This is a genomic window from Streptomonospora litoralis, assembly GCF_004323735.1.
Taxonomy (GTDB): Bacteria; Actinomycetota; Actinomycetes; order Streptosporangiales; family Streptosporangiaceae; genus Streptomonospora; species Streptomonospora litoralis.
Genome location: NZ_CP036455.1, coordinates 262,349 through 274,108, shown reverse-complemented (window position 1 = coordinate 274,108; position 11,760 = coordinate 262,349). Strand labels below are relative to the sequence as shown.

At 69.8% G+C, this 11,760-nt stretch carries 13 protein-coding genes; 4 read left to right on the top strand and 9 right to left on the bottom strand.

What is annotated here, in order from left to right; genetic code table 11:
• Both EKD16_RS01290 and EKD16_RS01285 read right to left on the bottom strand, forming a co-directional pair.
• Nucleotides 1-2,016 carry a flotillin family protein gene (locus EKD16_RS01290; protein ID WP_131096684.1) on the bottom strand — a complete coding sequence of 672 codons (2,016 nt, stop codon included), beginning with the start codon at nt 2,014-2,016 and terminating at the stop codon, nt 1-3.
• Nucleotides 2,017-2,337: 321 nt separating this feature from the next.
• Nucleotides 2,338-2,982 carry a DUF1449 domain-containing protein gene (locus EKD16_RS01285; protein ID WP_131096683.1) on the bottom strand — a complete coding sequence of 215 codons (645 nt, stop codon included), beginning with the start codon at nt 2,980-2,982 and terminating at the stop codon, nt 2,338-2,340.
• Between the two features lie 325 nt (nt 2,983-3,307).
• Here EKD16_RS01285 and EKD16_RS01280 point away from each other — a divergent pair, with 325 nt between their 5' ends.
• Both EKD16_RS01280 and EKD16_RS01275 read left to right on the top strand, forming a co-directional pair.
• Nucleotides 3,308-3,757: a hypothetical protein gene (locus EKD16_RS01280; protein WP_131096682.1), complete on the top strand. Its 450-nt coding sequence runs from the start codon at nt 3,308-3,310 to the stop codon at nt 3,755-3,757.
• A gap of 4 nt (nt 3,758-3,761) precedes the next feature.
• A complete protein-coding gene (locus tag EKD16_RS01275) occupies nt 3,762-4,064 on the top strand; it encodes a winged helix-turn-helix domain-containing protein (protein ID WP_131096681.1) in 303 nt (100 codons plus the stop codon).
• A 75-nt stretch (nt 4,065-4,139) separates the two neighbouring features.
• Here EKD16_RS01275 and EKD16_RS01270 read toward each other — a convergent pair whose 3' ends face one another.
• Entirely contained in the window at nt 4,140-5,429 is a 1,290-nt protein-coding gene (locus tag EKD16_RS01270) for an MFS transporter (protein ID WP_242677189.1), read from the bottom strand.
• 182 nt (nt 5,430-5,611) lie between these two features.
• On the bottom strand, nt 5,612-6,256 hold the full coding sequence (locus EKD16_RS01265) for a GntR family transcriptional regulator (protein ID WP_131096680.1): 645 nt from the start codon (nt 6,254-6,256) through the stop codon (nt 5,612-5,614).
• Nucleotides 6,257-7,028: 772 nt separating this feature from the next.
• On the opposite strand from EKD16_RS01265, the gene EKD16_RS01260 reads away from it, so the two are divergent.
• Nucleotides 7,029-7,406 carry a hypothetical protein gene (locus EKD16_RS01260; RefSeq protein WP_242677188.1) on the top strand — a complete coding sequence of 126 codons (378 nt, stop codon included), beginning with the start codon at nt 7,029-7,031 and terminating at the stop codon, nt 7,404-7,406.
• 257 nt (nt 7,407-7,663) lie between these two features.
• On the opposite strand, the gene EKD16_RS01255 is transcribed toward EKD16_RS01260, so the two are convergent.
• Complete coding sequence (locus EKD16_RS01255) at nt 7,664-8,251, bottom strand: TetR family transcriptional regulator (protein ID WP_131096679.1); 588 nt, start codon at nt 8,249-8,251, stop codon at nt 7,664-7,666.
• A 96-nt stretch (nt 8,252-8,347) separates the two neighbouring features.
• Here EKD16_RS01255 and EKD16_RS01250 point away from each other — a divergent pair, with 96 nt between their 5' ends.
• Nucleotides 8,348-9,391 carry an NAD(P)-dependent alcohol dehydrogenase gene (locus EKD16_RS01250; protein ID WP_131096678.1) on the top strand — a complete coding sequence of 348 codons (1,044 nt, stop codon included), beginning with the start codon at nt 8,348-8,350 and terminating at the stop codon, nt 9,389-9,391.
• Between the two features lie 44 nt (nt 9,392-9,435).
• Here the strand turns inward: EKD16_RS01250 and EKD16_RS25160 are convergent, their stop codons facing one another.
• The 4 genes from EKD16_RS25160 to EKD16_RS01235 all read right to left on the bottom strand — a co-directional run bounded on the left by EKD16_RS25160 (nt 9,436) and on the right by EKD16_RS01235 (nt 11,486).
• On the bottom strand, nt 9,436-9,603 hold the full coding sequence (locus EKD16_RS25160; protein WP_165498469.1) for a B-box zinc finger protein: 168 nt from the start codon (nt 9,601-9,603) through the stop codon (nt 9,436-9,438).
• Nucleotides 9,604-9,742: 139 nt separating this feature from the next.
• Nucleotides 9,743-10,189: an SWIM zinc finger family protein gene (locus EKD16_RS25645; RefSeq protein WP_242677187.1), complete on the bottom strand. Its 447-nt coding sequence runs from the start codon at nt 10,187-10,189 to the stop codon at nt 9,743-9,745.
• Nucleotides 10,186-10,668 (bottom strand): hypothetical protein, encoded by a 483-nt coding sequence (locus EKD16_RS01240; protein WP_131096677.1) that lies wholly within the window; start codon nt 10,666-10,668, stop codon nt 10,186-10,188. Before EKD16_RS01240 ends, EKD16_RS25645 begins: the two co-directional genes overlap by 4 nt.
• Before the next feature lie 116 nt (nt 10,669-10,784).
• Nucleotides 10,785-11,486 carry a hypothetical protein gene (locus EKD16_RS01235; protein ID WP_131096676.1) on the bottom strand — a complete coding sequence of 234 codons (702 nt, stop codon included), beginning with the start codon at nt 11,484-11,486 and terminating at the stop codon, nt 10,785-10,787.
• Between the last annotated feature and the right edge of the window lie 274 nt (nt 11,487-11,760).

The following is an 11,760-nucleotide window of genomic DNA, read 5'->3' as shown; positions in this document are numbered from 1 at the left end:
TCACCGCTTCACGCCGTCGAGGGCGGCCACGGGCGCCTCGTCGACACCGAGCCGCTGCGCGGTGTCCAGCAGCTCGCGCATCTTCTCGCTGTCGGATCCGCCGGAGTTGATCAGCCGCAGCAGCACCGCCGAGATCGTGACGTTCTTGACGTCCTCGGTGCCGACCGAACCCAGTGCGCGGGAGAGGTCCTCGGTGAAGTTCTGCGAGCCGTCCATCCACGGCCCGGCCAGGCTCTGGGCGACGTCGGAGTTGCCCATGAACCCGTCGACCGCCTTGCCCATGCCGATGGAGTTGACCATGCGGTCGAAGAACATGCCGTCGCCGCCGACGATGTCGATGTCGGCCTTCTCCAGGCCGGTGGCCAGCACGGTGGCCTGGGCCTCGGCGACCTGGCGGTGCACGTCGATACCGGCCATCCGGATGTCCTTCTCGGTCTCCAGGCGCAGGCGGTACTCCTCGTGCTCGCGGCTGACCTCGTCGAGGGCGGCCATGGCGCCGGCCTTCTCGTTGAGGCCCTCGGCCTCGGCCTTGAGCTTCTCGCGGACGCCCTCGGCTGCCGCGGTCGCCTTCTCCCGCTCCACGGCGGCCTCGGCGCGGCCCACCTTCTCCACCGCCTCGGCGTCCTGCTCGCGCACCTGGACCTGGGCCAGTCCCTCGGCTGCGGCCTCGGCCTGCAGCCCCTCGGCGTGGCGGATCTTGGCCCGGGTGTCGAGTTCGGTGGCCTGCTGGCGCGCCTCGGCCAGGGTCAGCTCCTCGGCGGACTTGTGCTTGGCGGCCTGCTCGGCGGCCTCGGCGGCCTTGATGTCCTTGACGAGGTTCTGCTGGGCCTCGGCCTCGGCGTGGATCACGATGGCCTGGCGATCGCGCTCGGCCTCCTCGACCGCGCGCAGCTTCTTGATGTTCTCCTCCTGCTCGGCCACCGTCTTCTCGACGGCGACGCGCTCGCGCACGACCTCGGCGACCTCGCGCTTGTCGCCCTCGACCTCCTTGTCCTTGGCGATGCGCGCCAGTTCGGTCTCGCGGTCGCGGCCGATGACCTCCAGCATCCGGTCCTTCTCGATGCGCTCACTCTCGATGGAGATGACGCGCTCGCGGTTCTTCTCGGCCACGGCGATCTCGCGCTGCTGGTTCTCGCGCTGCACACCGAGCTGCTCGTCGGTGCGGATGTGGGCGGTGTGGGACTTGAGGCGCTCCTCGGCCTGCACCCGCTGGGTCTCGGCCTCCTCGCGCGCCTTCAGCGTCTCGATCTCGCGGGAGGACTTGGCCTCGGCCTCCTCGCGGCGGCGGCGCAGCTCCTCGCGCGCCTCCATCGCCTCGGTGGTCTGGCGGTCCTTCTCCTTGGCCTCGTCCTGCTCCAGCAGGTGGGTGCGCTCGTTCTTGGGCTTGGTCAGCTCGGTGATCTTGAGGATGCCCTGCGCGTCGAGGATGTTGTCCGTGTCGAGCTGGGACTTGGGGGTCTGCTCCAGGTAGTCGATCGCCGCGTCGTCGAGGACGTAGCCGTTCAGGTCCTGGCCGATGACCTCCATGATCCGGTCGCGGAATTCGGCGCGGCGGGTATAGAGGTCCTCGAAGTCGAAGTGCTTGCCGACGGTCTTCAACGCCTCGGAGAACTTCGCGCTGAAGAGGTCCTGCAGCTTGTCCTGGCTGCTGGCGTTCTCCACGCCGATGAGCTTGGCGACGCGCAGCACGTCCTCGGCCGTGGGGTTGACGCGGACGAAGAACTTGATACTGATGTCCGCGCGGATGTTGTCCTTGCAGATCAGACCGTCGTTGCCACTGCGCTCCAGCTCCATGGTCTTGACCGAGATGTCCATGGTCTCGGCCTTGTTCAGCACCGGCAGGACCACGGCGCCGGTGAAGGTGACGTCGACCTTGCGGACTTTGGAGACGATCAGCGCCTTGCCCTGTTCGACCTTGCGGAACAGGCGGGCGACCGTGATGACCAGGCCGATGACTATCAGCAGGGCGACGGCAAGCAGCACGCCTGCCCCTGCGGTGATGGTGCTCGTATCCATCAGGCGGTGTTCTCTTTCATCCTGGGAGAGCTTCGGACGCGGGCGCACCCGCAAGCGCCGCGCCGGCGGGCGGCGCGGTCCGGGCGCGGAACTGAAGGAGCGCGTCGAACGCGGGGAGATCGGGGGATGTTCAGTGGGCTCAGGGGGTTGGGGGATAGGAGGATCGGAGGATAGGACGGCGCCGCGCGGTAGCCCGCCGCCGTGCCGATGCGGTGTCCGATACGACGCGGCGGCCGCCGACCGGGTTCCGCGAACCCCTGCGCGCAGGGAGTGCGGGCCGACGGCGTCCACTCGGCCGTGCCGGAGGCGGCTCGGCGACCGCTAGGCGGAAGTGCCCGGATCGAGCGCCGAGTCGTAGGGCGTGACGCGGTAGACACCGGTGTCTGCGTCGTAGTCGAAGACGAGCGCGGTGCTGCCCGCGGTGAGCCGCTCGCCGCCGATGGTGCGGACCTCGATCAGCGACCACGACCCGTTGCCGCCGGAGATCTCGGCCTGCCCGAACTCGCCGTCGACCCGGCCCGTGCGCACCACGCAGGTCTGGCCGACGAAGTCGCCGCCCCTGCGCTGACGCTCAGCGGGCAGCAGCCTGCGCACACCCATCACGACTGCGCTGGTGACACCCCAGGCGATGATCACGGCCGCCACCAGGACGACCAGCGCCACGGCGATCGTCAGCGGCGAGGAGTCCGACAAGGGGTCGATCAGCACGGTTCCCACCAGGCTCGCGAACCACGACACCGCGATCAGCAGCGACAGCACCACGGTCACGGGAACGCCGCCGAGGCCGACCGCGCCCAGCGCGCCACCGATACCGCCCGCCGACGATCCGGCGTCGAGGTCGGCGTCGAGGATGTCGGTGTCGACGGCGCCCAGGACGACGAACAGCCAATAGCCGAAGACCACCAGCAGCAGAAAGCTGAACAGCACCGTAGGAAAGGAAAGGGAGGCTTCAAGCAGACCGGCCATCCCGCCCTCCCGTCACCGCCCCAGAACGAGACGCACGGCGCCACAGCACTTCTCACCGTCACCCCGCCACCGCCCCAAAGGGAGCAGGGCGGAGCGGCATTCGGCACGTGCCGTCCGACCCTACCGAAGGGGGCATAGGCCGCTGCAGCCCCTCGCGCGCCTTGTCCGGAATCGGTCAGCCGCGAGGCGACGCGTCGGCGCGCCGGCGGTCGCCTGGGATTGCACTGTGACCGGACCCCGGATACTGTTTCCTACAAGGAAACTAAATTCCCCTAGGAAACTAGATGCCTGGAGGGCAAAGATGGACATGGATCCGGCGGATGCGATGCGGGACCTGAACGAAGCGAGCACCGCTGGTCAGGAGGCGACTGCGGCGCTGATGACGGGTCGGTTGCGTTGGGCCGTACTCGGCGGCGGGGTATTCGCCGGATCGGGGCTGATCTGGCTGATGGGTCCAGAGGGGTCGGAAATCCTCCAACTGGTGCTGCTCGGGGTCGCCCTCGTGGCTTTTCTGCTCGGCATGTCCGCCCGGTGGGGCTGGCTTACCGGCAGGCGGGCGCGGCTGACCGGCGCGGCAGGCAGGAGGGCCCGCACGCTGACCCTCCTGACGATGCTGGGTGCGTCAGCGCTGTTCCTCTCGCTCAACGCGGCCGTGCAGTACGTGCTCGGGGCCTCCTACCCCGTCATCCCGGGGGCGGTGGTGGGTCTGGTGCTCGCCCTGGGCGGCCCGCACTTTGCGCAGTGGTGGCTGGCCAAGACCGGAAGCCGGAGGTAGGGCCATGGAGTTCGACCCGCTGCTTGCCGACCCCACCCGGTTGAAGATCCTCGCGTTGCTCGCCTCATGCGACTGGGCCGACTTCTCCTTCGTCTGCGACGCCGCAGGGCTGTCCAAATCAGCCCTTTCAAAGCAGATCACGAAACTGGAGGCGCACGAGTATGTACAGGTGCACAAGGGCTACGCGGGCAAGTTCCCGCGCACGAGCCTGCGGCTGACCGACACGGGGCGGACGGCCATCGACGACCACCTCGCCGCGCTGCAGCAGATCGTCATTCAGAGCCGGCAGCACAGGCCTCCCCAGTAGGCGAGGGGACAACGACACGATCACCACCTCAGGCGCACGGCGCCCGGATAGGGCTGCCGAGCGGCGACCGGCCCACTACTCCGCCGCGTCGCTGGGCGCCCGGCGCCATAGCAGGGTGAGCAGCGTGCCTCCCGCCAGAGCCGTCGTCACTGTCACCGGGACGAACGCCGCCTGGAACCCGGCGCCCGCCTCCAGGATGATCCCCGCGGCCACCGTCACGATCACCGTCGTAAGGAATCCGCTCATGTTCACCAGGCCCGAGGCCACGCCGGTGCGCTCGGCGGGCAGGCCGTCGCGGGCGAAGTCGAAGGACAGGGCGGGCGCGATGACCGCACCCGCGGCGCTGACCACCAGCACCGCCAGCACCAATCCGGTCGGCGGGAGGCCACCGGGCCAGCCGACCAGGGTCAGCCAGCCCAGCACGAACAGGCTCACCAATCCGGTCGCCAGCGGTCGCCGCACCGCGGGGCGCCGTCCGACGGCCACGCCGATGAGCGGCGATATCCACAGCACGGCCGCGCCGATGCCGGAGAGCAACGTCCCCGCGACCGCCGGCGCGTAGCCCATCCCCTCGACGAGGAAGGGGTAGCCCCACAGCACGCCGAGCATCGTGTACGGCGGCATGATCGCGGCGTGGTGGGCCAGGCCCAGCCGTGGGCCGCGGGTGCGCAGGGCCTCGGCGATGCTCTGCAGAGCGGGTACAGGCGCTTGCACGGGCTCGGTGCGCCGGCCGGAGGGGCGATCGCGCACCACCAGCAGCACGAGCAGCGCCATCACGACCGTCACTGCGGAGAACGACAGAAAAGCGCCCGTCCAGCCGATTCCGCGCAGCACGAAGGACAACGGCGCGACGCTGGCGGCCTGGCCGAGTCCGCCGGCGACGCCGGTGAGGCCGCTGACGAGTGCGTAGCGGGAGCGCGGGAACCACAGGGCGGCCAGGCGGATCACGTTGAGGAAGGTGACGGCGTCGCCCATGCCGATCAGCACCCGGCCCGCGACGGCCGCCTCGATCGAGGGTGCGAGCGCGAAGATCGCCACCCCCAGCGCCATGAGGACCGCGCCTGCGATCAGCGACACACGCGGACCCACCCGATCGGCGAGGAGGCCGGTGGGCACCTGCAGCAGCACGTAGACGAGCAGTTGCAGCATGGGCAGCAGGGAGAGCAGCGCGGGACCGGCGTCGAAGCGCTCCTGGGCCTCCAGTGCCGCCGCGCCCAGACTGTTGCGGTGGAACATCGCCAGGAAGTAGACGCCCACCCCGATGCCCCACACGAGCCAGGCGCGGGCGCCGCCTGTGGGGTCGCCGGCGGGCGGGGCGGCCGGCGGTGTGGGAGTGGTGCGGGCGGTCGAGGGAGTCTGCGGCACGGTGTCCGTCCTCGCGGAAGCGGAAGATGAGGTCGCATCGGCTGCGGGGCGAGAGACGTCGACGCCGGGCGCGCCGGATAGCGGATCATCGGATGTATCCGCGCACACAGGCGGCGTCCGGTCCGCAGGGCCTCCGGGAGGGCGGGTGTCCCCTTCGGCTGCGGCCGCCTCGTCGGCACTGCTCACGTCCGGGCCCCCAACAGCTGCGCAGCTGAGTCCATGTGGGCCTGGACAGCGCGGCCGGCGGAATCCGGGTCGCCCGACCGGATCGCGTCGAGGATGGCGTCGTGCTCCTCGATGTTCCTGCGCATCCGAGACACGGTGCGGATCCCCTCCTCCATCATGCGCAACTGCCGATCGCGCAGCGAGTCGTACAGTCCGGTCAGGATGTCGTTGCCGCTCCCGGCGACGATCTCGCGGTGGAATTCGCGGTCGGCCAGGACGAACGCCTGGCGGTCTCCCTCGACCTCGGTGCGCATGCGGTCGAGCAGCCCGGCGAGCCGGCGCGCCAGCGCCTCGCGCACTTCGTGCTCGGCACCTGCCGCCTTGAGTGCCGTGTGCACCTCCACCAGGCGACGCGTCTCGATGACGTCGTCGATCTCGCCCTGGGAGACGGGCACCACCAGCGCGCCCCGTTTGGGGTACAGGCGGACCAGCCCTTCGGCCTCCAGCCGCAGCAGCGCCTCGCGCACGGGCGTGCGGGAGACGCCGACACCCGTCGCGATGTCCCCCTCGCTGATGAGGTCGCCGCCGGCGTAGCGGCGGTCGAGGATCGCGTCTTTGGCGTAGCGGTAGGCGCGGTCGGTCGCCGAGATCTTGGTATGCATCTTGTATCTATGCTAGCCGCGATCCTCGCGCGCGTGCGCGTGGGGAAAAGGTGTAACCCGCCACGCCGCGCCGTGTCGCACAGCACGTCCCGGTGTCCTCCGAAGCACGACGTGGCGAGCCGGAGCGGCGAGACTCCTGAGACGCGAGGAGAGCAAAGAGCAAGCCATCGCATTGCCACCCCGAGCCCAAACACGCAGTTGCGGCAGAGGCGACTCGCCCGGTCACCGTTGTCACCCTCTGCTGTCAATCAGACGCGCCGAGTCGACCGAAACGACGGAAGGCGCCGCATCAGGGCGACCTTCGGCAGATTTGTGCACTCCGACAGGTTTGCCCGCCCCCAAAAGATGATCTATCCCCCGCCACATTTCTCATTCGCACCATGAGCTGCGAAAACACAGGTGCCTCCATCCGGTGGCACGGCGTGACGAACCCGGCTTCCCGGAGGGGACGGCGAATTCGAACACTGGCCTGTTTCGGCCACGAGCCGCCTCAGAAGTAGCTTCTGAACTGGGAAAACGTTTCGTACACCCCGATGTCACCCAGTCTCCACCGGTGACATGGGCCACATTTTTGAGGGTCGACCCCTAGGGGGCGATTCCTGCTACTATCCGGAGCGCAAAGAATAACCAGGAGGTAACGACAGCGTTCGCGGCCTACCAACTTTGCAAAGATCGTGGGTCCTCGACTGACGAGCCCATGCTCTGCCTGCGGCAGTGTGCCCGCTCCCAGAGCGGCTCTCCACTGCGGCAACCGGACTGATCAGGAGACGAAGTGAGTCACTGGCGGTTGAACAACCCGCGCGCCAACCGTATGAAAGCGGCCCTGGCGAACCGAGTGAAGCACAGACCTCGGCACGCGTTCTGCGCCGAGCGAGCCGTCACCGCACTGTGGGACGAACTCGTTGCGCTCGCCGCCCGCCCGATGTACCGGGCCGGCACCTCCGAGCTCGCCGTCATCTCGGTCATGCGCGGCATCAACGTCTGGTGCCAGGACGGGAAGTTCTTCTGGAACGACCTCGTCGGCAGCACCGTCACCCACCCGGCCAACGATCCCGCGGGTGCGGCGGCGATGCTGAGCGCTCTTTCCTTCCCTCTCACCAGCCCCTTCCAACGCGGCCGCCACCACGCGCCGTCGCTGTCGGCCGCCTGAGGCCGCCGGCGTCTGCGGCATTCGATCCCGGCCGGATCGAATCGGCCCGCCGAGGCTCCGCGATCCCTCATCCGTTGTGCGGAGCCTCTGCCTTATCAGACGCCGCATTCACGCGATCGGTTCCCCGATCGGTCGCGTTTTTCTCACGCCGAACCGCCATCGCCGCCGTCCCCGCCTCGATCGCGGGCGGTCTCCCAGGTCTCTTCGCGCCCCGCCCGGTCCCTGCGCGCAGACGGGTGCAGCGCGGCGCCGACCGGCTACACCGGCGCGACGACGCGCTGCACGCTCTCGCGTAGCAGCGCGCGGCGCCGCTCGTGTGCTTCGGCGGGTTCCTCGTGGTCGGCGGCATAGACGTTGCTGACCGGTGACCACGCCATCGACATCGCGATGACCATCGCCATCAGATCGAACGGATCGCCGGAGCGGACGGTGCCCGCGGCTTGCGCGTCGGCGATCGCGCGGAGTTTCTGCGCGTCGACCCGATCGGCGTCGTCGACCAGGTGACCGGTCGGACGCCGTTCCAGGCGTGACCAGGTGGCCAGCCGGATGAGATCCGGACGCCGGAGATATTCGTCGTAGAGCCGTACGGCCCAGTCCGCCAGGTCGGCCGCGTCGATCGGCACGACGTCCATGATCCGATCCGGCGAGCCGAAGAAGATGGCGTCGAACAGGCCTTCCTTGCTACCGAAGTAGGCGTAGAGCTGGGCCTTGTTGGTGCGGGCGGCGGCCACGATGCGCTCGATGCGGGCGCCGGCGATCCCGTGCGCGGCGAACTCCCGGGTCGCGACCTCCATGATGCGCTGCTTCGTCGCGACGCCGCGCGAGGTCAGGGGCTTGTCCGGCATGCCTCCCAGGGTAACAACAGACCAGTCTGTTTGCTCAGCCTCTCGCCTTGGGCTAGCTTTGAATAGACCGAACAGTCTGTTTATTTAGAGGTCGGTATGAGAACCACGATGGGATGGCAGGCGGACGGTGCCGGGGACGCGCTGCGGCGGGCGCCGTTGGAGCGCCGGGAGTTGCGCGCCGACGACCTCGCGGTGCGGGTGGACTACTGCGGCGTCTGCCACACCGATCTGCACTCGCTGCACGCCCAGCCCGAGGCGGGCGCCGCGCCGGTGGTGCCGGGCCACGAGTTCACGGGGACGGTGACCGACGTCGGGCGCGAGGTCACGGAGTTGGCTCCGGGCGACCCGGTCGCGGTCGGCAACATCGTCGACTCGTGCGGCGTGTGCGCCATGTGCCGACAGGGCCAGGAGAACTTCTGCTACGAGTTCCCGACCCTGACCTACGGCGGCACCGACCGATACGACGGCTCGACCACGCTGGGCGCTTACTCGCGCGAGTACGTCGTTCGTGAGCGGTTCGCCTACCCGCTGCCCCGCGACCTCGACCCCGCGGCCGCGGCTCCCCTGCTGTGCGCCGGAATCACCGTGTGGGAGCCGCTACAGGCCCTCGGGGTCGGTCCCGGAACCCGGGTGGCCGTAGCCGGACTCGGCGGTCTCGGGCATCTCGCGGTCAAACTCGCCGTCGCCCTCGGCGCCGAGACGACCGTCGTCAGCCGATCGGCGGAAAAGGCCGACGACGCCCGCCGACTCGGCGCGCATGAACTCCTCGTGTCCACTTGCGAGGAGCAGATGGCCGCCGCACGCGACCGGTTCGACGTCGTAATCGACACCATCGCAGCCCCACACGACCTCTCCCCCTACCTGCGGCTCGTCGCCCTGGACGGAACCCTCAGCCACCTCGGGTACCTGGGCGAGGTGGACGTGGCGACCATGGACCTGCTCCAGGGGCGCAAGAAGCTCAGCTCAGCGGGGAGCGGCGGCCGGCCGGCGACGGCTTCGATGCTCGACTTCTGCGCCGAGCACGGCGTCACCGCCGACATCGAACTCGTCCCTTCCGCGCGAGTGAACGAGGTCCTGGAACGGCTCGGGCGCAACGACGTCCGGTACCGCTTCGTCCTAGACATGTCCGACCTGGCGTAACCGGGTAGCCGGGTATGCGGCTGGGCTCGTCCAACGCGCGGAAATCACTGAACCCGCGGCCGTTCTCTGGCGAAATCCTCGCGCTCGGTGAGCGCCACCGGAGCCAGATCATCGCCGTCCCGGCAGATCGGACATATCGGCGCCGGGTCGTCCTCGCACGCGCCACCGCCCGCGACCAGCACCCCGTACTTCCCTTCGTCGGCCGCCGCCACCGGCGGGCACCCGACCAGACAACCGCAGGGCCCAGCCCCCCGCCGCCCTCGCCGCCTCCCATGAAGACCACCCGCCACCCGGCAGACCAACAAGGCCGCCCAGCGAATCGGCGTTCTCAACACGGGCTTAGGCGTTGGCTTAGGCGTCGCCGCGTTCCGACGCGCCCGGTCCCCCCGCCTCCAGCAGCTCGTACATCGGCGTCAGCGCGGCGACCAGTCCGGGGATGTCGGTGTCGGCGTGGGAGACCGGGTCCAGGCTGCGGCTGGGCACGGGCAGGCGCGCCGGGTCCGCGGCCGCGTAGAAGTCGTCCACGCACTCGGCGAGCGGCCGGGCGCGCACGTTCAGCCCGCTCCCCGAGACCTGCTCACCGTCACCGACGTCATCACCGCCACCCTCGGCATCCGCGCGGACCGACTCCAGGAGCGTCTCCCGGTCGCGCCCCAGCCAGGCCAGCAGCAGGAACGGGTCCCGGTCCAATCTGTCCGCCAGGGTGTACAGCACCGCCGCGGCGTGCTTGCACGGGTATCCCCAGTCGGGGCAGTGCTCGGCGGTCTGCCCGCCGCACTCGCCCACGTCGGCCCTCACTCCCGGCGGGCACCGACCGGCCAGACGACGTCGACCGGGACACCGCGGTTCCGGGCAGCATCCACGGCGTCTCCGGTGCCGCCCTTGCCACCCGAAGGGTGGCCGTCCCAGACGGCGACGAGGCGGTCGATGCCGCCCAGAACCGCCTCGTTCGCGTCTTCGTAGGCTTCACGCCCGGCGGTGCGGTGCGGCATGTAGCGCACCGCGGCCGCGCGCATCAGCAGGTCGTCGAAGCGCGCGAGGTTGTCGGGCGTGACCTTGGCCTCGCGGTAGTCGACCGAGGGGAGAACCACCTCCAGCAGCCCGCCCGCCTCCAGCACCACCTCGGCGAAGATCTGATCGGCGCCGCGCGCCAGGCAGGAGACTCCGACCAGGTCGCCGTCGGCGTAGGGCGCGAGCACGTCGGCCAGCGCGGCCCGGATCGGCGGCACGCTGTCCGCGGAGAGGTTCGAGTGGCCGGTCGTCCCGATTCGCGTCATGCCGCGCCTTCCTGCCGATGGTGTGCCTGCGGAGGATCGCATCCGCAGTCCCGGAACGACCACACTTGCCCGAGCCCCCGATTGCACCGAGCGACTCACCTACAGCGCCGGACGCATCAGGTGCGCGGGGCCACCTCCCACGCCGATCCGGGAACTGCCTCCAGGATGTCGATCAGATCGTCCGCGATCGAGCGGACCCGGTCGGGGGCGAGTCGCCGGGGCTGGACGGACATGAGGTGGTCGCCGGTGAACCGCAGCGGGACCAGGCGAACTGCGGAACGGGTGAGCAGGCGGGCTGTCATTTCCGGCGTCAGCACGGCGCGGGCGAAGACTGCGTCGGAGGTGGACACCCGGAAGGCTCCGTCGAACCGCCGGTCGCCCGTGCTGATCTCGTCGAGGCCGACGGTGTCGGGCGGTGCGGAGCGGTAGGGCTCGTTCCGGTCCCGGATGTCCAATAGCGGGGTGGAGTCCTGGATCGCTACCGCAACGACCCGCCCGAGGTGCTTCCGCTCGGTGTTGCCGGGTGCGGTCATCAGATTGGGTTCGAGGTGGTCGCAGGCGACCACCGAGCGGCTCCGGTGGGTGCCCGTCAGGACGTGCAGCAGGCGGTGGTGCTCGGCCATGCCCGGGGGCAACGCCGGGAACAGCGTGCCGAGCAGCCCTGAGGATCGCTCGGTGTAGCGCCAACCGTGCCGCTGCGCCCAGGCGGCGAATCGCCGACCCCGGAGCCGGTACCTGATGCGCGGTGCGAGAAACGTTGCGGCCAGGGCGAGCAGGCTCGCGGCGAGCAAGACGAAGGGATGCGGGTAGTAGTCCATCACGGGGACTTCTCTGAGGGAGCGCTGGAGCCGGGGGCAGTCGAATCGTACAGCTCTCGGAACTCGTGGACCTCGGGCCCACTGGGCGGCCTTGTGGGCTGCCAGGCGGCGGGTGGTCCGGAGGAAAAGCGGCAGCCACGGCGCCGGATGGCCGGGCCCGCGCGTATCGGGCAGGGTGCCCGCCGGCGGCGCGACTGACGGCGCCGAGAACGGCTCCAGAGACGGTTTCGCCGCCGAAACCGGTCCCACAGACAGTCTCGGCGATGATGGGGCG

Excerpts from the sequence above, each read along its gene's own strand:
- EKD16_RS01240 (WP_131096677.1), bottom strand. The coding sequence starts at position 10,668 with ATGACGCGAATCGGGACGACCGGCCACTCGAACCTCTCCGCGGACAGC.
- EKD16_RS01280 (WP_131096682.1), top strand. The coding sequence starts at position 3,308 with ATGCGGGACCTGAACGAAGCGAGCACCGCTGGTCAGGAGGCGACTGCG.
- EKD16_RS01255 (WP_131096679.1), bottom strand. The coding sequence starts at position 8,251 with ATGCCGGACAAGCCCCTGACCTCGCGCGGCGTCGCGACGAAGCAGCGC.
- EKD16_RS01265 (WP_131096680.1), bottom strand. The coding sequence starts at position 6,256 with ATGCATACCAAGATCTCGGCGACCGACCGCGCCTACCGCTACGCCAAA.
- EKD16_RS01275 (WP_131096681.1), top strand. The coding sequence starts at position 3,762 with ATGGAGTTCGACCCGCTGCTTGCCGACCCCACCCGGTTGAAGATCCTC.
- EKD16_RS01285 (WP_131096683.1), bottom strand. The coding sequence starts at position 2,982 with ATGGCCGGTCTGCTTGAAGCCTCCCTTTCCTTTCCTACGGTGCTGTTC.
- EKD16_RS01290 (WP_131096684.1), bottom strand. The coding sequence starts at position 2,016 with ATGGATACGAGCACCATCACCGCAGGGGCAGGCGTGCTGCTTGCCGTC.
- EKD16_RS01250 (WP_131096678.1), top strand. The coding sequence starts at position 8,348 with ATGAGAACCACGATGGGATGGCAGGCGGACGGTGCCGGGGACGCGCTG.
- EKD16_RS01235 (WP_131096676.1), bottom strand. The coding sequence starts at position 11,486 with ATGGACTACTACCCGCATCCCTTCGTCTTGCTCGCCGCGAGCCTGCTC.